The organism is Nocardia otitidiscaviarum (assembly GCF_007362295.1).
GTDB classification, from domain to species: Bacteria; Actinomycetota; Actinomycetes; order Mycobacteriales; family Mycobacteriaceae; genus Nocardia; species Nocardia otitidiscaviarum.
Genome location: NZ_CP041695.1, coordinates 6,711,459 through 6,732,296, shown reverse-complemented (window position 1 = coordinate 6,732,296; position 20,838 = coordinate 6,711,459). Strand labels below are relative to the sequence as shown.

Sequence of the window (20,838 nt, the reverse complement as noted above, 5' to 3'; positions counted from 1 at the left end):
ATGCGAGGTGGCGGTACCGGCCTCCCGATGTCCGCCGCCGGGCGTGGCGGCACTGTCGACCGCCCCGGCGCGAATACCGTTCAGGCTGCCAAGAATCCGTGTCGCCATGCGAGGGCTCTCCTTTCGATCAGCCGGACCGCGGCATCGGTGAGCAGTCCGAGCACGCTGTAGACGAGCAGGCCGACGACGATGACGTCGGTGCGCAGGAATTCCCGGGCGTTGTTGATCAGATAGCCGAGCCCGGCGTCGGCATTGACCTGTTCGGCCACGATCAGCGCCAGCCAGGCCACGCCGAGCGCCTGGCGCAGCCCGACCAGGGTCTGCGGCAGTGCGCCCGGCAGCACGATGTGGCGTATCAGCGCGGGTCCGCCGAGCCGCTGCACCCGCGCGAGTTCGGCCAGTTTGCCGTCCACGCCGCGGATTCCGGCGAAGGTGTTGAGGTACAGCGGCACCGCCACGCCGAAGGCGACCAGTGCGATCTTGGGCGGCTCACCGATGCCGAACCAGAGGATGAGCAGCGGAATGAGCCCGTAGAACGGCAGGGTGCGCAGCATCTGCATGGGCGGGTCCACCGCATACTCGCCGATCCGGCTCAGCCCGGCCACCACGGCGGCCCCGACTCCGAGCGCCGCGCCGATGGCGAACCCGATGACCGCCCGCCGCAGCGAGACGGTGACGGCGTCGGTCAGGGTGCCGTCGCGCAACAGCTCCAGCGTCGTCTCGAGCACGGTGGTCGGCGCGGCCAGCAGCCGTTCGGGCAGCACGCCGGTGGCGCTGGCGAGCTGCCAGGCGACGATGAGGACCAGTGGGCTGACCAGCCGCGGCCAGGGGCCGGGCCGGGAGCGGTGGGGCGTCGACCGTGCGGCGGGCCGGGCAATGAGTGCTGACAACGCGAAACCTCGGTGGGGACGGGGAATTCCGCCGAGCGGCGGGTTGCTCGATGGTCCGCCGGACCGGGTGCGACCCGCACCGGTTGGAATCGGCGTGATTCTTGGCCGCCCCGGCATCGGCGCCTAGCTGATGTTATTCGCCGTTCACATCGACAAATCTTGTTAACGCCATGTTGTCGCCAGGAAAAGTGACCGGACATTCACAAGAATGTGGTAGAACTCACTCGGTTACGAAGGGTGGATTTGTCATGGAACCAACGGCCCGACAGCGCGCGGCGCTGGGCATGATCTGCGATACGTTCCTGCCGGGGGATGGGGCATCCCTGCCCGCGGCGACCGAACTCGGGGCGGTCGACACGATCTTCGCCATCCTGGGCCGCAATCCGCGCGAGGCCGAGCGGAAGCAACTGGCCATGCTGCTGGACCGGTGGGATTCGCGGTTGGCCGGACTGCTCACCGGCAGCGGCCCGCGCCGCTTCTCGTCGCTGTCGCAGCAGCAGCGGGAACAGGCGCTGCTGCGCCTCGGGGACTCCGGCCTCGCGCCCGCGCGGGCCGTATTCCAGGCGCTCAAACAGGCGGCGCTGCTCGCCTACAACGTCACGCCCGGCCCGACCGGAACCAATCCGCTCTGGGGGCGCATCGGCTACCCCGAGCCCACCGGCCCGCTGCCGTCGGCCCCGCGGCCCGCGCTCACCCCGCTGCGTTTCACCGAGAACACCTCGCTGAGCTGCGATGTGGTCATCGTCGGATCGGGTGCGGGTGGCGGCGTGGCGGCGGCGGTGCTCGCCGAGGCCGGTCTCGACGTGGTACTGCTGGAACGCGGAAACTATTACGACGACCGCGATTTCGGTGCGGGCGAGCTCGACGCGCTGACGAAGCTGTACGCGCCCGGCCCGTCCGCCACCGCGGAGGGACAGCTCACGCTGGTGGCGGGCACCTGTCTGGGCGGCGGCACCGTGGTCAACTGGAGCACCTCGTTGCCGACGCCGGACGCCATCCGGCAGGAATGGGCCGAGCTGGGCGTCCCGCAGTTCGCCGACACCGAATTCGGCGACGCGCTCGAGGCGGTGCGCAAGCGGATCGGCGTCACCGAGCAGCGCTCGCCGCTCTCGGCCCGCGACAGCGTCCTCGAACGCGGCGCACGGGCGCTGGGTTGGGCGGTGGATCCGTTGCCGCGCAATGTCTCCGACGCCTGTGACGCCGGGGTCGAATGCGGCCGCTGCGGTTACGGCTGCCGTCTCGGGGCCAAGCAGACGGTGACCAAGACCTGGCTCGCCGACGCCGCCGCCCGCGGCGCGCGCCTGGTGGTCGACGCCGACGTGCGCCGCATCGAGGTGAAGAACGGCCGCGCCGAGTCTGTTTCGGCGCGCACCTCGACCGGGGTGGAGATCGACGTGCGGGCGCGCGCCGTGGTGGTGGCCGCCGGTGCCATCCAGACACCGGCGCTGCTGCGCCGATCCGGCCTGCGCAACAAGAACATCGGCAGATATCTGCGGCTGCATCCCGCCGCCGCCGTCTTCGGGGTGTTCGACGAGGACATCCGCCCGTGGGAGGGCGCGCTCCAGGGACGGATCAGCCGCCACCACGCCGACCTGGACGGCCGGGGCTACGGCGTCATCTACGAGACCGGGCCGATCCATCCGGGACTGGCCACCGGCTTCATGAACTGGCGCGGCGCGGCGGGCTTCCGGGACACCATGCTCGACTTCGCCCGGTCGAATTCGATCGGCGTCATCACCCGCGACCGCGATCCGGGCGCCGTCACCGTGGACGGCAGCGGCGAACCGATCGTGAAGTACCGGCTCTCCGACTACGACGCCGCGCATCTGCACACCGGAATCGTCGGGGCCGCGTCGATTCTCGAGGCCGCCGGAGCGCGCCGGATCTTCTCGGGACATCAGGCGGGCATCGACTACGAGCCGGGGGTGCGCGGCTCCCACGACGACTTCGCCGCCGCGTGCCGCCGGGCGGGCTACGCGCCCGGGCGGTGCGCGATGGGCGCGCTGCACATCATGGGTTCGGCGCGCATGGGCGGCACCCGCGAACTGTCGGCGGTCGATCCGGACGGTGTCACCTGGGATGTCGCCAATATCGTCGTCGCCGACGGCTCCTGCTTCCCGACCGCGCCGGGGGTGAATCCCATGGTGACCATCGAGGCGATCGGCTACATGAACGCCACCCGTCTCGCCGCGCGATTGAGCTAGTCCCGCACGGCATCCGGGACCGATCACAGGGCTCGGATGCCCTCCAGCAGCGTATGCAGGACGCCGGTGTCGGCGTGCCCGGTCGGCGCGGGCGGCGGCGACCGGTGCAGCAGCCGCCCGTCGTCGATGAGGTCACCGATGAGCACCTTGGTCACGGTCAGCGGCAGCCGCAGATGCGCCGACACCTCCGCCACCGACAGCGGGGTGCGGCACAGTCCGATGATGGCCGCGTACTCGGGTTCGGTGCGGCGCGCCGCCGCGCCCCGGTGGATGTCGACCACCAGCGTCGTCATGTCCAGATCCGGCCGCCGAGCCCGGCCGCGACCACGGGTGACGGCGTAGAGGCGGACCAGCGGGCCCGCGTCCTCCTCGTACCAGTGCTCGCGCGCGTCGCTCATGGCTGTGGCCGGTCGACCGCCGTGAACCGTGGATCGACCGACAGATGGGTGCCGACCCGCTGCACCGTCTGGTTCATCTCGTAGGCCACCAGCCCCATATCGGCGGTCTCGGCCGCCAGCAGGGCCAGGCAGGCGTTCGCACCGGCGGCGGTGATGAACAGCACCGCGTGATCGAGTTCCACCACGGTCTGACACACCCCACCGGCCTTGAAGTGGTGACCGGCGCTACGCGCCAGACTGTGCAGAGCCGAGGCCATGGCGCCGAAGCGGTCGGCGTCGGCGCGGTCGAGTCCCTTGGAGAAGCCGAGCAGCAGGCCGTCGGCGGACAACAGCACCGCCGATTGCGCGTCGGGCAGCCCGCTGACCAGTTCGTCGAGCAGCCAGCCGAGGTCGATTCGCTGTGAAGTGGTCATTGTCGCCTTCTGTGGGTAGAGCTATTCGTTTGGAGTGTGGCCGGTCTCGGTGCGCGCCCGACGGCCCTGGCGGGTGCCTTTGGCTATCGCGCTCATGAGATCGCGCGCCTCGTCGGCGGTGCGCTGGCGCGGCGGGGCGGGGGCAGCGGTGTCGGTGTTCGCCGCGCGGTCGGCGTTCGCCTCCGGGCCGGAGTGGCGGTGGCGGCGGGGCAGTTCCGGCCGGTCGTCCCGCGACGGCAGCGGCCGGGCGGACGATGGCGGTGCGGTGGACGGCGCGATGTCGACGGTGCCGATCAGGGTGATAGGGCTCAGCGGCGGCAGGCCCGGCCGTGACGCCCGCAGTGGCGGCATGGGTGGCATGGTGATCTCGGCCAGGCGTCGCATATCCACCGAGGTCGTCCCGATGGGAACGATGACCTCGGGAACGGCGCCGACCTCGGGAACGCCGGTGTCGACCGGCCGCGCGGCCTCCAGCACCGGATGCGGCACCAGCACGACCGCCCGCACCCCGCCGTAGTCGGATTCGGTCAGCCGCACCGAGATCCCGTGTCGTCCAGCCAATGTCGCCACCACGAACAGCCCGAGCCGGGAATCGCCGGACAGCGTCGCCACGCTGAAGTCCGGCGGATCGGCGAGCATGGCATTGCGTTCGGCGAACTCGGCCTCCGACATGCCGAGCCCCTGGTCGATGATCTCGATCGCCACCCCGCGGCCGACCACCACCGCCGATACCGTGACCGGTGATTCGGGTGGCGAGAAGGCGGTCGCATTGTCCATCAGCTCGGCCAGCAGGTGGATCACATCGGCCACCGCCTTGCTGGCGATCCGCACCTCGGGAATGCGCCCGGTCGAGATCCGGGTGTAGTCCAGGCTTTCGGCGACCGCACCGCGGATCAGGTCGATCAGCAGCACCGGATTGCGCCAGCGGCGGCCGGGCTGCTCACCGCCGAGAATGACCAGGTTCTCGGCATTGCGGCGTGCCCGGGTCGCGAGATGGTCGAGCTGGAACAGCAATTCGAGCTGATCGGCGTCGGTCTCCTCGCGCTCGGCCCGGTCCAGCAGGGCGAGCTGCCGGTGCACCACCACCTGGCTGCGGTGGGCGATATTGAGGAAGACGGCATTGATACCCGTGCGGGTCTTGGACTCCGCCACCGCGGCCGCCACCGCCGCCCCGTGGGCGCGGTTGAAGGCGTCGGCCACCTGGCCGAGTTCATCGGTGCCGAAGTCCAGCCGGGCGGCGTCCCGCTCGGCGTCCACGGCCGCGCCCGATCCGGCGCGGCGGATCAGTTCGGGCATGCGCTCATCGGCCAATTCCAAGGTGTGGCGGCGCAATCGGCGCATCCGGCCGATGAATCGGTTGGCCAGCAGCAGCGCCAGCAGGAAGGCGACGGTGGCCACCAGCAGCACCGCGCCGCCGCCGAGCAGGGCATCGCGGGTGGCGTCCGTGCCGCGCTGCTTGGCGACGGCGTGGGCGTCGCGGCTCTGGTCCTCCCACAGCTGCTGGAGCGCGGAATTGACCTGCGCGGTCGCCGCCTGCCAACCGGCCAGATCGAGGGGGAGCGCGGTTTTCGGCTTGGCTCCGTCGGTGACCGCGCCGCGCAGCACGACGGCGTCCTGCATGGCCGTGACCTGCTGCCAGGCCGGACCGGCCGTGATGCCGTTGAGCTGGTCGAGCCGCTTCCCCTGCAGCACCGTGGCCGCGTAGGCCACCTGATCGCGGAATTCGCCCACCCGGCGCGAGAATTCGAGGAGCTGCGGTTCGGTCAGCTCACCTGTGGTCAGGGCCACCGAGCCCAGGGTGTCGGCCTGCGACAGCGCCTCGGCCGCGCGCAGCACGTCCACGCCGTAGCCCAGTTCGACCGCGATCTCGGCGTCCGGGGCTACCCGGGCCGCCAGCATGGAGGCGGCGATGATGGTGCCGATCACCTGGGTGAAGAAGGTGAATACCTGATCGGCCGGAACCCGCAGGCCGTCGATACCGGCGCGCAGCGTGGGCACCATCTCGAAAAGCCGGTTGTAGCCCTCGATATCGGCCGCCGAGTTGTTCGGGTTGAGTTCGGTGGCGGCATCGCCCTTGGCCTCCAGCGCGACCAGCGCGGCATCGGACTGCTGGCGCGCGGTGGCAAGTTGTGCGGCCGCGCCCTCGTCACCGGCCAGCCGCAGCAGGGACAGCCGGCGTTCCTCCTCGAAGGCCGAGATCATGAGGATGGCCGGGCCGGTGGTGCTGCTGGCCAGGTCGGCCCATTCCGTGGAGCTGCGCGCGTCGTCCACCAGATACACGGCCGCGCCGCCGCCGATGGCCAGCAGGGTGACGCTGGAGATGAGCACGATGGACAGCAGCCGGGCCCGGATGCCGATCCGCCCCCGCAGGTCACGGAGGTCGCGTGCCAGTGCATCGGACCGTGCGGCGGACGCTGTGCGCAGGTTGTGCCGAATGCCCACGTAGATCTTCCCTGCTTCCGGATGGCGCGCCTGCCGGTATTCGATGCCCGTGTGCTCGAGATGAGCGCAAGGTCACACTTTCTCGACGAAAGAGTAACGGAAAGATGCCGACGCAACCACACGTCTCACTCACCGGCATCCGGCGAATATGTGGCTACTACAAGGTGATTGGCGCGGCACCGGTCGTAGCGACGGCGGCAGCGGCTCGGCCGTCGCCACGGCCCGGGGTGCACTGTTCGAAGCTGGCGGGCCGGATTCGTGGGATGTTATGTTGATCGACATGACTGCCAGCCGCCCTCGCGCCACGCGGGTCACCTATGTGACCGTCGCGCTGGGTGTGCGGCTGCCGCGCCAGCGCGAGCTGTGTTGCTCCCGCCGTCGCGCAGTCGAGTTCTGATCCCGGGTCGCCATCGCCCTCGGGCATCCTCGCTGCCGCTGCCGATATGTCCTGTCGACACGTCCCGTCCGAACACGGGACCGCAGCAAGGAATTCGCGTCATGTCCAGCCCCGCCCTCGAGCGACCGCATACACCGACCGCGTCCACCCGCCCGGCCCCGGCACGTCCCGCCGTGCCCCCGGAACTGCGCATCTCCGACAACCCGGCCGCCGCGGTGCTGCGGGCCGCGGCGCGCGGTCCCATCTTCCGCGACAGCGCCGCCCGGACCACGGGCGCAAGTATCGCCACCGTCAATCGTCAAGTGTCCGCGCTGCTTTCGGCCGGGCTGTTGCGGGAGCGGGCCGATCTCACGGTCTCCGGCGCGGTCGGCCGCCCGCGGGTGCCCGTGGAGGTCGACACCGACTCCTTCGCGACGGTGGGTGTGCATATCGGCTGCGGTGTCACACGGATCGTCGCGGCGGATCTGTCCGGCCGGATACTGGGCGGCCTCGAGATCGCCACGCCGCAGACCGGGCAGCAGGCCGCGCTGACCATAGTCGCGCGCAGCGCCCGAGCCTTCCTGGACCGGATACCGCGCCGGCGGCCGCTGTGGGTCGGGGTCGCCGTATCGGGACGGGTGGACGCCGCCGCCGGCGAGGTCGACCACCCACGGCTGGGCTGGCGGTCCGCGCCGGTCGCCGCCGTCTTCAGTTCCGTACTGGACCTTCCGGTTTCGGTATCCGCGCATGTGGAGGCGATGGCCGCCGCCGAACTGCTGCTGACGCCACGCGAGACGGACAACCGCCCCGGCAGCAGTCTCTACTTCTACGCGCGCGAAACCGTCGGTGTGGCGGTGACATTGGACGATCGGGTGCATACGCCCGCCAACGGTCCGGGCTCGATCGCGCATCTGCCCACCGGTTCGCAGGTGGAATGCCCGTGCGGCCGTCGCGGCTGCCTGGAGGTCACCGTCGGTGAGCGCGAACTCCTCGCGCGCGCCGTGCGCCACGGCATCCTGCCCAAGCCCGAGGCGCACCGCCGCCCCCGCATCGCCGACCTCTACCGGGCCGCCGACACCGATGCCGCCGCGCGCGACCTGCTCGCCCAACGAGCCGAGATACTGGGCCGAACCGCCGCGCTCATCCGCGACATGTTCAACCCGGACCGCGTCATCCTGGGCGGTCAGGCGTTCACCGGCTACCAACCCGGAATCGCCCGCGTCGCACGGGCTTTCCGCGGGAACACCAGCCTGCCCGATGCCGATCTGCGCATCAGCCGCTTCGGCGCGCGGGTGCAGGAGAGCGCCGCCGCGGTCACCTCGCTGAGCGTGGTCTACGCCGACCCACTCGCGGCCCTCCGCCGCGCCGTCCGCACCCGCTGAGCGGCACGGGTCCGACCCCGCCCGAGGGCACAGGATCGACAAGGTTTGCGCAGGTCACAAGCATTCCACTACGTCAGCGACATCGAGGGTATGGCGAGTATCAAGTTCGAGTGCTTCGCTGCTGACGAAATGCGAGTCCTTGTCCGCCACCAATCGTCGTATGCACGACGATCGCGTTCGAGAAGGTCGTTTTAGAACTGGTCAAGTCTGGAGACGGCTGAGGTGATTATTGACCTGAAACGTATCGGTTGTGCTGCTTGATGTTTCGGGTGTGGGTGATGATCTCCGGATGGACATGCGCAGGCTTTCCCCGGCTCAGCAGGAGGCGGTGCGGAAGCGGGTGATGGGAGCGTTGACTGACGGGATGTCGCCGGGTGAGGCGAGGCAGGTGTTCGGGGTGTCGGCGGGGTCGATCCGTAACTGGCGCAACCGATTCGCTGAGGGTGGGGCCGATGGCTTGGGTTCCGGGCGTCCCGGCAGGCGTGTGGGTGAGAAGACGAAGTTGTCGGCGTCGCAGGTCGAGGCGTTGGTCGTGTTCACGCCGGAGCAGTTGGAGCTGGGTGGGTGTTGTGGACCCTGCGCAAGGTCGCTGTGTTCGCACGTCGGCTGTTCGGGGCGTCCTACACCGAACAGGGTATGGGAAAGTGCTGCGCCGCGTGGGATTCACTTTCCAGCGACCAGACCGGCGGGCGATCGAAGCCGACCCCGCCGCGATGGAGCAGTGGGTGGCGGCGACTTACCCGGCGCTGCGCACACGCGCGAAACGGGAGGGGGCGGTCATCGCGTTCGGTGACCAGATCGGGGTCCGCAGCGATCGACTTGCGGGCCGCACCTGGAGCCGGCGCGGGGTGAAGCCGGTGGCGCGCACCGGCAAACGGTTCTCCCTCAACGCGATGTCGACCATCTCCACCCACGGTGACCTGCACTTCACGATCGTTAGGGCCGGTCCGACACCAGGTCGTTCCTCAAGTTCCTGACCCGGCTGCTGCGTCAGTACGACCAGAAGATCCAACTCGTTCTCGACGGCCACCCCGTCCACTGCGCCGAGGCTGTCCGCGCCTGGGTAGCCGAACACGCCGAGGAGATCGAACTGCACTACCTGCCCGCCTACGCCCCGCACCTCAACCCAGACGAACTGGTCAACGCCGACCTCAAACGCACCCTCGCCGACCAGATCATCACCACCCCCGACCAGATGAACCACGCGGTCAAGTCCTTCTTCCACCGCGTCCAGAAACTCCCCGACCACGTCCGCGCCTACTTCCAAGCACCACACACCAAATACGCTGCAACCGTTTAGTTTCGGACAATATCTCACTGGGCGTGGGATTGCACCCTGTCATAGTCATGCATCGAACAGCCCCCGCTGCCCCCCTGGTGTCGTCGAGCGACGGCGGCGAGTCTTCGGCCAGAACCTTAACATCCGCGCCTCGACCTTGTCGGTGAACGTAGCCACCGGCCCAGACGGGCCAAGAGCAGCCCTGGGCGATTCTCTCAGCGCGAGATCAATCAACGTGTCCACGTTCACTCGAATCTCAAGGTGGGGCGCCAATGGGCGCGGCGAGGCATCAGTATCCGGATCTAGTTCGAATACGAATATCCAAGCGTTTTCACTATCATTCCGGGTATCCCCCAGAGAGAAGGTGCCATCCCCGTTGTCTATCAGCGTTGGGTTGGCCAGATGTCTCAGCCAGCTTTTCCAGACACTCTGCGGAATCGCGAACCCGGTCCCGGCACATCGTTGATGACCACTCAGAGCGAATTTGTATGCCATCTGGTAGAACGTGCGCTTGAACACATTGGAGAGGTTTGGGCCCTCCATCTTCTTCGAGAGAGCGGCACGACCCGCTGGTGTGGGCAACCAGCCGTGGAAATCAATTCCCTCCACTAAGGCAATGTCGATAGCACCGACAGCATGCTTGTACGAGCCGTGGAAGTCCATAGTCTGGATCTCAAGGACCCCGTACCGCTTGATCTTCGGCACGGGGTAGATAGACTCGACTTCGGCAAGAGTCCAGTCGAATGAAAACTCCGGCGAGCTATCGGTCTTGCTGATGCTCAGCTCGCCACCGAGTTTCTCCTGGAAGTAAGCGACCACGTGGACTCCACGATCCAGCCATTCCCGGATTCCGTCGCGCACCGCCTGATCGGCTAACGTCGGCGCCGCGATGAACTGAAGCGGTTCTGTGGGTCCGTAGCCAAAAAGCTTCCTCGAAGCTGCGGACATGAACAGGGGGTCTAACGCTCGGTTGGGACACACCAACCAGTCGTAGCGCTCGTTGTCTACAGCTGTGTTGACCACGCAAACCCCGCGCGAGGTCTCGGCCTTTACGCATGAAGTTTCAACCAGCTTGGCAGCCGTCAAGAAAGGGCAGGTCCCCGTCGCCTGGTCATTCCTCGCAGCTTCAGTGCTGACGACTTCGGGGTACACACGATGCCCGAAAAATTCCGCGATGAAGTTGGCGCCCTCTGGCTCCACCGACGTATCTGACCGCATGACCGTCGAGTATGCCGGAACCCTCCGACAGGTTCGGTGCTCTAGAGGAGACGCAAAGCGTTTGCGCTGGCCTCCGCGTTGCGGGTGGCAGCTTGCGTGAACTCCTCACTCAGCTCGAATCCGATTGCGCTGCGTCCAAGTTCAGCCGCGACTCCGAGTGCACGCCCGGTCCCAGCGAACGGGTCCAGGACGAGCCCACCGACGGGCGACGAGCTTTCGATCCTCGGGCGGATCAAGTCCGGGGGGAAGGTCGCTGAGTGCCCATCCGAACCCGAGCGAACGTTCACGGTCACAACGTCGCGCGTACCTTCTTCGACCGCACTGGTGTCGTAGTAGTACTTCGCCCTTCCTTCCTTCGGCCTCAGCACGAAGTGAAAGAAGTGCTCATGAGCCAGGCGCAGGCGGTCTTTCTCGGGCCGCGGTGCAACGTTGGGCTTGTGCCAGATCAAGTCGTTCCGCAGAATCCAGCGCTTGTCTTGCATGGCAATCGCGAACCGCGATGGAATGAGCATTAGCTGCTTCTCCTGGCGGTATCCGCCCATCGGGGTTTTACGTCGGGTACGCGGGTTGTCCCCGAGTCCCTGGCGGCCGTCGGATCGTATGCTGGACCACCGAGCGAAGTACGTATCGCCAAGGTTGACCCACACGCTGCCACCAAGCTTCAGGGCTGGCCTCAAGCGCTCGAAGATCTCCACCAAATGAGAAATGAACCACTCCGGAATCGGTTCCATCCCGAGCAAACCACCGTGTTCGCGATACCACTCGTAGGGCGGTACGTCCGTCGCATGATTGCCCTCGGCCACCCACTCGTCAAGCACATCTTCGCTGTGGTCATGGCCGTAGGTCCGCATCCCCCAGTAAGGAGGTGACGTGATGATGAGGTCTATCGACTGCGGATCGAGACCACTGGCCAAATCGTATGCGTCCCCCTGCCGCACCTCGACAGTAGGGTCATCGATTGCTGAGTCATAGCTGCTCAAGGACGTCACGCAGGCATCATAAGGTATCACGACACGAACAGGTGTTCTCCTCGACCTAGTTATCCACAGCCCCGTCAACGATCCGCACACACTGATACCGACGTGCAGTCGAGGGCCGCTCATCTGATCAGCAATCAGGCGTCGTACTGCTCCAACGACCAGACGCGCGAACCGAGTTGCGCGGCGGTCATTTGCGACACGTGCAACCCAGACGCGCGTAGCAGGATCTCAAGACGCTCGTGACGCCCTCCGCGCGTGTTGCTCGATCATTCGATGCACGCGACGATCGCGAGACGTCAGAACGTCTACTAGTGTCCTGAGTCGGAAGTTCACCGGCGGCATAGACTGTTCGGGTGCCGTCGCCGAAGGTCGAGCCTGTCCAGTTGTCGGATTCCGAGCGTGAGGTGTTGGAGGGGTGGGCTCGACGTCGAAAAACGGCTCAGGCGTTGGCGGTTCGGTCACGGATCGTGCTGGAGTGCGCCGCCGGTGGCGGTAACACCGAGATCGCGCGTGAGCTAGGTGTATCGCGAGATATGGTGCGCAAGTGGAGGACTCGATTCCTGCGTGACCGGCTCAAAGGCTTGTCCGACGAGCCGCGACTGGGTGCGCCGCGCAAGATCACCGATGAGCAGATCGAATCGGGTGATCGCCAAGACGCTGGAATCTCAACCGACCAACACCGATTCGCACTGGTCGACCCGGTCCATGGCCGCCGAGGCGGGCATGAGCCAGTCGGCGGTCTCACGGATCTGGCGGGCGTTCGGGCTCAAACCACATGTAGTGGAAACCTGGAAACTGTCGACCGATCCGCAGTTCGTCGACAAAGTGCGTGACGTGGTCGGACTGTACATGAGCCCGCCGGAGAACGCGCTGGTGTTGTGCGTGGACGAGGAATCGCAGATCCAGGGCCATGGACAGGACCGCGCCCACGATGCCGATCATGCCGACCACCCCGGCGCGGATGACCCACGACTACGTCCGCGACGGCACCACCAACCTGTTCGCCGCCCTCTATCTGGCCAGCGGCTCGGTCATCGCCGAATGCTATCCGCGCCACCGCCACCAGGAGTTCCTGCGGTTCCTTGAGGCCATCGACACCGCCGTGCCGGTCGAGTTCGACCTGCACCTGATCCTGGACAACGACGCCACCCACAAGACCCCGAGGTGAAGAAATGGCTACTGCGACACCGGCGGTTCCACCTGCACTTCACCCCGACCTCCGCGAGCTGGCTCAACCTGGTCGAACGCTGGTTCGCCGAGTTGACCACCCGCAAGCTCCGCCGCTCGGCTCACCGCTCGGTCACCGAACTGCGCGCCGACATCCAGGCATGGATCAACACCTGGAACGACGACCCGAAGCCGTTCGTCTGGACGAAGACCGCCGACGAAATCCTCGAAACCCTCGCTGCCTACTGCCAACGAATTGACGACTCAGGACAATAGGTTGGCTTCGGCACAGACACACTGTGCCACAACCAGATTCACACCAGGTCAGCGGCCTGCCGAGAGGGCACCTGACCAGTTACAGCAGGTCTTTCTCGCGCGAACGCACGCGTAGCAGCTCCACACAGACCTAATGCGAAGCATTTACTCGTAACCTGAGCTATAGCGAGAGACCCGTACACAGTGGTTACATACACCAGATTTCTTGCACAAGGGCCCCGCTCATCTAATTGGTAATTAATTTCCTTATCAACTTGCCATCGAATTGACTCGACACGATTCTGGCCGGATGCAATACTGTCACACATGCCTGCGATGACTGAGCTGGAAGAACGTGAAATTCGCGAGTATGTAGCTTCTCAAACGCCACCGGATTCCGGCGACGAAGTCTCTCTGGTTCAGAAGGTTGGTCGGCGAAGAGTCGCCCGCCGAAACCATGACCTCTACGACGTCTGGATGTCAAGTGGACAACGATGGTGGGTAATTACAGATATGACCAATCTGTATGCGCAGGATGACTTCAAGAGTATCGATCAGGCTTTTACCTACCATCTTGGCCTCAACCTCGTCCTGCATGAGCAGTTCAATGTGGAGCCAACCGATGAACAGGTCGAACATGTCGCCAAATCATGGCGCCGGTACGCGGGGGCGGTCGATGCAATGGCAGAAGCTGAAGAATCCGAGGATTTTCAAGCCGTAGGCATACGTTGCCGCGAGGCCGTGTTAGCGTTGGTCCGCGAGAACATGAACGCGGATTGGGTTCACTTTGAGGGAGACCGGCCACAGGTGGCTAATGCCAAGGCGTGGTTTGGAATTTTTGCGAACAGCCTAACTGCAAATAGTAAGCCGCGAGCCTATCTTAAATCAATGGCAGATAAGACGTGGGACCTAACCGTGTGGTTGCAGCATTATGCCAAAGCTTCCGAGCTGGATGCCGAGATAGTTCTCGGTGCGACCCGAGAACTTATGAGACTATTTACGCTTCTGCGCGTACGTCATGATCAGGACGAGGAACAGCGGTGTCCAGGCTGCGACTCATACCAGGTAGTGGAAGAGAGTAGTGGTCTCATCGAGCGCGACGGCCAATTTGGCACACTATTGCATGATGAATGTGTTTCATGCGGGTGGAAGTCTGAACAAATATTCGACCAATGGCCGATCGATAGACTGAAACGCTTGATCGACTACAAGACCGGCACTTGGAGCCCTCCGAAGAAATCAATGGAAGAGCTCGAAGTCACGGATATTGACGGGTGACGTTATGTATCCGAACACGAAGAGGTGGCTCGCTGACACCCGCGTTATAATATGAACATTTCGCGAGAGATCTACCTGAGATTATTTAATCGGGTCGCATGATTGTGTTGCAGATGGAAGTTGATGATTGAGGTAGTGGGCAGAAAGCGGACACTCTGGCCCTCGCTGCATTGTTCGATTTCTTCGGTGATTTCTGCCGCCCACTGACCCTCGATCTGTGTATGGCATACTGGGGCGAGGAGTATGGTATGTCGATGCATTCACCGGGCGGTGGTCCTGGCTACGAGATACAGCGGCGCATTGCACTGCCTCGAAATGTCGAGTTTGAACCTTGGTGGGTAGGGCAGCGGATCACTACTGCTGATGAATTGAATTATTCGACTACCGCGACGTTCATGCGAAAATCGCTGGACGCAGGAATCCGCGATAATTCCCCTGTGGCGATTGGATGGAATGGCATTTGGGTCGGTCGGCTATGGTGCGACTTCCATCTGAATGTGAGGCGATTGGTGGTGTAATGTCAGTACGAAGCGGCCCATCCGTCCTCGATCATTCGGTAGAGTTAGTCGACGGCAAGCAATGGGTATGTGGACCGCAGCTGGTCAATCGCTCGGGTCCCATAGTGTGTCAAATAACTCGGGACTGCGGGGTGATTTCGCGGCAAGTACCTATACATTGGTCGATATGGGCTTGCGGTAACCTGGTTTTGTTGATGTTTAAAATGGGGTTTCAGCTCTAGCCGGAGAGGGCTGGCAATTGGATGAGGGATTGTGGCAGAAATTCGCGCCCAACTACTGATCAGACGGCTATGAGTGTTTGGGTGCAGCGCAGATCGCGGCCCGCAGCGAGCATGGCGCCAGCGTTCATCACGTCGGCCAGAGCGAGATTGACCAAATCCCTTTCCTGCGCTGAGGAATCCGCCAGAGGCATGCCGGGGACTCTGTCCAGTTCATGCCCTACGGGGTGGTCAAGCCGCTGTAGGTGCCGCCCCGAGGAATTGCACCGACGTGCCGCCGCGCGAACTACTTCCCGGGTGTGAACAGCCCCTCCAGCACCGTGATGAAGTACGGGAAGTGCCCGGCGAACCGGTACAGGTCGCGGTCGCGTTCGAAGCCGCCGAACCAGTACAGGCCGGGACGGCCGTCCGAATTCGGGTTGAGGTCGCGGAAGGCGCGGGTCCAATGGTCGGTGCGGCCCGCGGCCACCGCGAAGGGCAGCGCGCGGGAGAAGACCAGTTCCTGGTCCGGTGGCGGAATCTGCTCGCGCGACAGCGCATCCAGGGCGCGCTGCATGCCGCGCACGCGGTCGGTGAGTTCGCGACCGGCCGCGGTGCGCGCGGGCAGATAGCGGGGGAGCAGCAGGGCCGCCACACCGCCGAGCGCGATCGCCACCCCGACCAGGGCGTGACCGGGCCCCAGCGCCAGGCCGACGGTGGCCGCCGCGCCGACCGCGACCAACCCGACGCCGAGCCAGAATTCCGTCCCGCGCCGGGCGCGATCCACATACAGTCCCTGCGCCACCGCATCGGCCACCAGCGCCTTGCGCACCGCCGTGGCGTCCAAGCGCCCCCGCAGTTCCGACAGCAGCACCGACTCCGAGCCCTCCGGCAGCAGCGCCGCGTACACCGCCCGCTCATGGTCGGTGAGCTGCCCGTCGGCCGGATTCACCCGGGAGATCCGCCAATCCGTGTCGTCGATCGCCGTCACCCACAGGTACCGCCGCACCGCCAGATCCACCACCGTCGCGGCGAGATCGCGCGGATCCACGTAGCCGTCCAGCAGCAGCCCCGCCGTACCGGGCAGCACCCCGTCCGGGGAGGTGAACAGCACCCGATTGCCCTCGCGCAGCAGCGGATCGACCGCCTCGGCCTGCTGCGGTGTCGCCTGCCTGCGCGACCACACCACGAACCCGGCGGCCACCGCCACCCCGAGCAACTGGACCGCGAAGGCGGCGAGCACGGGAGTCGTGATGGAGAACGGACCCGGCGCGTCGGCATCGTCGATATCGGCATTGGCCGCCACCGTCCCGGGCGGCAGTTGCAGGGTCACGTCGATGACATCGCCCTTGCGCAGATCGGTCTTCTCCAGATGGGCGAAACCGTCCGGTTCGACCCGGATGTCCGCGCAGTCCTGCGGCTGTCCGGGTGGCCCGATGGTGCACTTCGTCACGCCCATCCGGAAATCCGGACTGCTCACCGTCGCCACCACCGACGCCACATCGGTATTCAGCACACCGGTCCAGTGGAACACCTGCGCTCCGGTGGTATCGCTGACCGTGTTGTGCACCGTGTACTCGAACGTCGACTCCCCGGGACGCGCGGTAATCGTGAAGCGGTCGTCGGCGACCGTCGCCTCCCCGGCGCCGGCCGAGCGCACGTCGGTCACCCGGAAGGTGCGCGCCACGCTCTCGCTGACCTGCACCCGCAGCGGCAGTACCTGGCGGAACTCCTCGCCCTCGGGCACCGTCACCGTCTCGGTGACCCGCAGCAGCCCGTCATCGCCGAGATCGACATCGGCGACGATCCGCACCCCGTCCGGAGCGGGCTGGGCGTGGGCGGCCGGGGCGAGCAGGCCCAGCAGGGCGAGCAGCGCGACGACCAAGCCCCCCCGAAAAATCTGCATGGAAGGGTACTTTAGACAGCTTGCTATCCTTCCTCAGCGGCTGTCGGTGATATCGAGGTGACGAGGGGGTCCGGGGGAATGACTCGACCACCGTACGGACAGGGGCCGATTTCCCCTGGTGGACGGCCTGTTCCGCCGCCGCCCGGTCGCCGTCCCGGCGCTCCCGGTCCACGCCCCGAGCCGGGTTATCCACAACGGCCCGGTCCCGGTTATCCACAGCGTCAGGGATTTCCGCCGCCGCCCGGCTACCAACCGCATCCCGGACCGGGCGGGCCGCAAGCATCGCCCTACGGCATTCCGCTCTCGCCCCCGCTACCCCCGGTCGGCTATACACCGCACCAGCGCCCGCCGACGCAGCCGCCCGCGCCGCGGGGCCCCACCCCGTACGGCCCGACCGCGCGCCCGACCCCGCCGCCGCGCCGTCGTCGTTGGGGCACAGTGCTGTTGATCGTCGTCGTGGTGGTGACCGGTGTGCTGTTGCGCACCGCCCTGAGTGCCGGAGTGGACAAGCTCGGGGCGGGCGACTCGGTGGACACCGGTTACGGCCCGGATATCGGAGCGCTCGGCGTCGCCGAGACGGCGGGCAATCCGCTGCTCACCGATACCGACGCCACTCTCGTTCCGGCGGACTGCGATTACGCGCCGTGGAGCACCCAGGTGGAGCAGGCCCGCGCCTTCTTCGATTCCGCCGCCACCTGTTTGGAATCGGGCTGGCGCGCGGTATTCGCCGAGGTGGGTCTGTCCTTCGAAGCGCCCAAGGTCACGGTGACCGCGTCCACCACCGGCATCACCACGCTGTGCACCGGCAACAGCAGCAATTTCGCGGCCTTCTACTGCTCCGCCGACAAGACCATCTACATGCCGATCAGCCAGTTGCAGACCGATGTCTTCAAGAACAACTGGGTGGTCTACCTGTCGGTGTTCGCGCACGAGTACGGCCATCACGTGCAGGCGCAGTCCGGCATCCTCGGCAAGGTGCACGCGCAGCGCCGCGAAGCGGGCGTCCGCTCCGACACCGGTCTCGAGCTGTCGCGCCGAACCGAGTTGCAGGCCAACTGTTTCGACGGCATGTACCTGTCTTCCTCCCGGGACGGCGGGGCGCTCACCGCGGCGCAGATCGGTGTCGCGCGCAACGACGCCTACCATCGCGGTGACGCACCGGGGGATATGCGCGACCACGGCACCACGCAGAACGGCGGAGCCTGGTTCGAGCTGGGTCTCGACGAGAATCGCACCTTCGCGTGCAATACCTTCACCGCCCCGGCGAGCGCGGTGAACTAGCGAGAACTCGGGCCCGTCGCGTGGCGACGGGCCCGAGTCGTGCATCGCGACCCCTCGGGCTCAGTGCCCGAGCGGCCCCTCACCGATGCGGCGCGGTGAATGTCCGTGCACCCCTTCGGCATAGGCGGTCTCGGCGTGCAGCGCGAAGTCGATGCCGCCCACCTCGTCCTCACGGGAGACGCGGAAGCCGATCGTCGCGTCGATCACCTTGCCGATCAGGAACGAGATGCCGAAAGCCCATGCGGCCACGGCCAGGACGCCCACCGCCTGCTTGCCGAGCTGGGTGAGCCCGCCGCCGTGGAACAGGCCCGCCGCGCCGCCCTCGCCGGTCATCACCTCGGTGGCGAGCAGGCCGATCAGCATGGTGCCCACCACGCCGCCGACGAAGTGCACGCCCACCACGTCGAGCGAGTCGTCGTAGTTGGCCTTGAACTTCCAGCCCACCGCGAACGCGCACACCACACCCGCGACCAGACCCACGACGATCGCGCCCAGGGTGTTCACGAAGCCGCAGGACGGCGTGATCGCCACCAGACCGGCCACCACACCCGACGCCGCGCCGAAGGTGGTCGGTCGACCGTCGCGCACCTGCTCCACGGCCAGCCAGCCCAGCATGCCGAGGCAGCCCGCCACCAGCGTGTTCAGGAAGACCGCGGCCGCGGTGCCGTCGGCCGCCAGCGCCGAACCGGCATTGAAGCCGAACCATCCGAACCACAGCAGACCCGCACCCAGCAGCACGAACGGCAGATTGTGCGGGCGCATGGCGTCCATCTTGAAACCGACGCGCGGACCCAGCACCAGTGCCAGTGCGAGCGCCGAAGCGCCGGAGGCGATCTCGACCACCAGACCGCCCGCGTAGTCGAGTGCGCCGAATTCGGCGAGCCAGCCCTCGGAATTCCACACCCAGTGCGCGATCGGCGCGTACACCAGCGTCGCCCAGATCGGCACGAAGATCATCCACGCGGAGAATTTCGCGCGGTCGGCGATGGCGCCGCTGACCAGTGCCACGGTCAGAATCGCGAAGGTCAGCTGGAAGGTGACGAACAGCAGATCCGGAATACCGCTGTTGGCCTCGGTATCGGTCACCCGCACCGTGCCCGGATCGAATCCGGAGAGGGCGAAATGATCGAACCCGCCGATGAAGCCCCCGCCCGCGTCGGGGCCGAAGGCCAGCGTGTAGCCGACCAGCAACCAGACCACGGTGACCAGCGGAATGGAGATGAAGCTCATCATCAGCATGTTGAGCACGCCGCTGGAGCGCACCATGCCGCCGTAGAAGATCGCCAGGCCGGGTGTCATGAGCAGCACCAGCGCGGTGCTGGCCAGCAACCACGAGGTGGCGGCGGCGTCGATTGTGGGCACGGGGTAACTCCTTCCACGCGTTTCGCGTTTCAGGGAAGTTACCGAAAGCTCACGTTTCCGCGTTGTTACGAAGAGCGTTCGTGTGTTACGGATTGTGCACGCGATGTTACGAAATGCTCACACGCGCGTCGGAGCGCGGCTTTTCCCGGGCTGGACGTCGCGATTTCTTGTTCAGCGCGCGCAGGCCGCGCGGTCCGGGCAGCGGGAGACCGTCGTCACGCAGCACCATCCATTCCGCGGTGGTCATCCACTGCTGCTGGGCGCGGGCGTCGGCGGTGTCGTTGAATACCCGGCGCCCGCGATCGTCGCGCAGCTCATGGGCCAGCACCGACCAGCGCGGCGGGCGATCGTGTTCGGCGAACTGATCGCGCAGATATGCGGCCACCAAGGTGCCGATCGCGTTCACCGGCCGCAGCGACACCCGATTTCCGTATTTCGCCGAATAGAAACGCCGTCCGGCGCACAGGGAGCGCGGCGAATCGTTGTAGGCGATCCAGCCCGCGCGTTGGGCGCGCTCGATGAGCCACAGGTGTTTCACGGCGGTCGGCGGAATATCGCCGACGTGCTCGTGAATAAGTGCCACAACGGGTTCCGACAGCAGAATGTCGCGACGGGTCGGACCGTTTCCGTGCAGCGTCCAGTATTCGTCGGTGAGGGTGGCGATCACCCGGCCGAAATCGTCGATGCCGCGCTGGGCGCGGCGGCCGAGACGCTCGATGCGCTCGGCCTCGCGGCGCATGTCGTTCTGGGTGATCAGGGTGCGGATGGCGGGCAGGGTGGGTACCTGGCCGCGATGCAGGAGTTCGAGGATCGCACCGGCGGTGGCGGGGTCGGCGGCTGCCGTGACCGGCAGCGATTCGCGGTGCAGATCGAACTCGCGCGGGCTGATGGCTCGGCTCAGCAGATCCGCCGCGGTTCGATTGCCGGCGAATTCGGTACCGGAAAGCCAGGCGGCTGCGATGTCGTCATGCGACGGCACGTTGGGCGTTTCCTCCGAGAGATTTGGTTGCGCCCCGGTCGGGATGAGGGACCGGCCGGGGACACCAACCTGATGAAGGTTTGGCTACCGAAGTTGCCGATGTCCACGGTAGCCAAGCAATTGCGATCTTGCCGCATCCGTTGACGGTATCGTTATGTCCGTAATGCGGAGTTGAAACCGGGCGCAGGTCTGTAGACAGCGATCATGCACTACAGCGTTATCCGGCAAATTCCGTTCCCGAACTACGCTGAGAATTTGCTGTGCATTCTTCTCGCACCGGGGGACTGCGCGACGTCGGCGAACGGGGCGCTCG

Annotated in this window: 16 protein-coding genes and 2 pseudogenes; 8 read left to right on the top strand and 10 right to left on the bottom strand. The window is 66.1% G+C overall.

The window, feature by feature from the left end:
* Window positions 1-80: 80 nt before the first annotated feature.
* The gene (locus FOH10_RS30250; RefSeq protein ID WP_221937896.1) at window positions 81-890 is read right to left on the bottom strand and encodes an ABC transporter permease; all 810 of its coding nucleotides are present in this window, start codon (window positions 888-890) and stop codon (window positions 81-83) included.
* Between the two features lie 248 nt (window positions 891-1,138).
* On the opposite strand from FOH10_RS30250, the gene FOH10_RS30245 reads away from it, so the two are divergent.
* Entirely contained in the window at window positions 1,139-3,094 is a 1,956-nt protein-coding gene (locus FOH10_RS30245; RefSeq protein ID WP_143983226.1) for a GMC family oxidoreductase N-terminal domain-containing protein, read from the top strand.
* A 23-nt stretch (window positions 3,095-3,117) separates the two neighbouring features.
* Here the strand turns inward: FOH10_RS30245 and FOH10_RS30240 are convergent, their stop codons facing one another.
* The 3 genes from FOH10_RS30240 to FOH10_RS30230 are packed head-to-tail and all read right to left on the bottom strand — an operon-like array spanning window position 3,118 to window position 6,347.
* Window positions 3,118-3,492, bottom strand: a complete 375-nt coding sequence (locus tag FOH10_RS30240) for a DUF742 domain-containing protein (RefSeq protein ID WP_143983225.1) — start codon at window positions 3,490-3,492, stop codon at window positions 3,118-3,120.
* Window positions 3,489-3,905 (bottom strand): roadblock/LC7 domain-containing protein, encoded by a 417-nt coding sequence (locus tag FOH10_RS30235; RefSeq protein WP_143983224.1) that lies wholly within the window; start codon window positions 3,903-3,905, stop codon window positions 3,489-3,491. The genes FOH10_RS30240 and FOH10_RS30235 overlap by 4 nt, the downstream gene beginning before the upstream one ends.
* A gap of 21 nt (window positions 3,906-3,926) precedes the next feature.
* Window positions 3,927-6,347, bottom strand: a complete 2,421-nt coding sequence (locus FOH10_RS30230) for a sensor histidine kinase (protein ID WP_244961438.1) — start codon at window positions 6,345-6,347, stop codon at window positions 3,927-3,929.
* Window positions 6,348-6,845: 498 nt separating this feature from the next.
* On the opposite strand from FOH10_RS30230, the gene FOH10_RS30225 reads away from it, so the two are divergent.
* From FOH10_RS30225 to FOH10_RS36350, 4 genes and pseudogenes are all read left to right on the top strand, one after another.
* Window positions 6,846-8,105, top strand: coding sequence for an ROK family protein (locus FOH10_RS30225; RefSeq protein ID WP_143983223.1), 1,260 nt, complete (start codon window positions 6,846-6,848; stop codon window positions 8,103-8,105).
* Between the two features lie 289 nt (window positions 8,106-8,394).
* Window positions 8,395-8,562 (top strand): annotated as a pseudogene (locus FOH10_RS36360) (helix-turn-helix domain-containing protein); the annotation flags it as partial.
* Window positions 8,558-9,082, top strand: coding sequence for a winged helix-turn-helix domain-containing protein (locus tag FOH10_RS36355; RefSeq protein WP_143984405.1), 525 nt, complete (start codon window positions 8,558-8,560; stop codon window positions 9,080-9,082). The pseudogene FOH10_RS36360 and the gene FOH10_RS36355, both read left to right, overlap by 5 nt.
* Window positions 9,079-9,405, top strand: coding sequence for a transposase (locus FOH10_RS36350; RefSeq protein ID WP_143984404.1), 327 nt, complete (start codon window positions 9,079-9,081; stop codon window positions 9,403-9,405). The genes FOH10_RS36355 and FOH10_RS36350 overlap by 4 nt, the downstream gene beginning before the upstream one ends.
* A 45-nt stretch (window positions 9,406-9,450) precedes the next feature.
* On the opposite strand, the gene FOH10_RS30205 is transcribed toward FOH10_RS36350, so the two are convergent.
* Both FOH10_RS30205 and FOH10_RS30200 read right to left on the bottom strand, forming a co-directional pair.
* Window positions 9,451-10,602: a PDDEXK family nuclease gene (locus tag FOH10_RS30205; RefSeq protein WP_143983221.1), complete on the bottom strand. Its 1,152-nt coding sequence runs from the start codon at window positions 10,600-10,602 to the stop codon at window positions 9,451-9,453.
* A 41-nt stretch (window positions 10,603-10,643) separates the two neighbouring features.
* Window positions 10,644-11,591 carry a DNA-methyltransferase gene (locus FOH10_RS30200; RefSeq protein WP_221937895.1) on the bottom strand — a complete coding sequence of 316 codons (948 nt, stop codon included), beginning with the start codon at window positions 11,589-11,591 and terminating at the stop codon, window positions 10,644-10,646.
* Window positions 11,592-11,935: 344 nt separating this feature from the next.
* On the opposite strand from FOH10_RS30200, the pseudogene FOH10_RS30195 reads away from it, so the two are divergent.
* Window positions 11,936-13,025: pseudogene (locus FOH10_RS30195) on the top strand (IS630 family transposase).
* A 306-nt stretch (window positions 13,026-13,331) separates the two neighbouring features.
* The gene (locus FOH10_RS30190; protein WP_143983219.1) at window positions 13,332-14,282 is read left to right on the top strand and encodes a hypothetical protein; all 951 of its coding nucleotides are present in this window, start codon (window positions 13,332-13,334) and stop codon (window positions 14,280-14,282) included.
* Between the two features lie 798 nt (window positions 14,283-15,080).
* On the opposite strand, the gene FOH10_RS36110 is transcribed toward FOH10_RS30190, so the two are convergent.
* Window positions 15,081-15,212, bottom strand: a complete 132-nt coding sequence (locus FOH10_RS36110) for a hypothetical protein (protein WP_255056147.1) — start codon at window positions 15,210-15,212, stop codon at window positions 15,081-15,083.
* A gap of 92 nt (window positions 15,213-15,304) precedes the next feature.
* The gene (locus FOH10_RS30185) at window positions 15,305-16,903 is read right to left on the bottom strand and encodes a DUF2207 domain-containing protein (RefSeq protein ID WP_143983218.1); all 1,599 of its coding nucleotides are present in this window, start codon (window positions 16,901-16,903) and stop codon (window positions 15,305-15,307) included.
* A 438-nt stretch (window positions 16,904-17,341) separates the two neighbouring features.
* Here FOH10_RS30185 and FOH10_RS30180 point away from each other — a divergent pair, with 438 nt between their 5' ends.
* Window positions 17,342-18,184: a neutral zinc metallopeptidase gene (locus FOH10_RS30180; protein ID WP_244961436.1), complete on the top strand. Its 843-nt coding sequence runs from the start codon at window positions 17,342-17,344 to the stop codon at window positions 18,182-18,184.
* A gap of 60 nt (window positions 18,185-18,244) precedes the next feature.
* Here the strand turns inward: FOH10_RS30180 and FOH10_RS30175 are convergent, their stop codons facing one another.
* Together FOH10_RS30175 and FOH10_RS30170 are read right to left on the bottom strand one after the other, a co-directional pair.
* A complete protein-coding gene (locus FOH10_RS30175; RefSeq protein ID WP_143983216.1) occupies window positions 18,245-19,546 on the bottom strand; it encodes an ammonium transporter in 1,302 nt (433 codons plus the stop codon).
* Window positions 19,547-19,652: 106 nt separating this feature from the next.
* Window positions 19,653-20,525 carry a hypothetical protein gene (locus tag FOH10_RS30170; RefSeq protein ID WP_143983215.1) on the bottom strand — a complete coding sequence of 291 codons (873 nt, stop codon included), beginning with the start codon at window positions 20,523-20,525 and terminating at the stop codon, window positions 19,653-19,655.
* Between the last annotated feature and the right edge of the window lie 313 nt (window positions 20,526-20,838).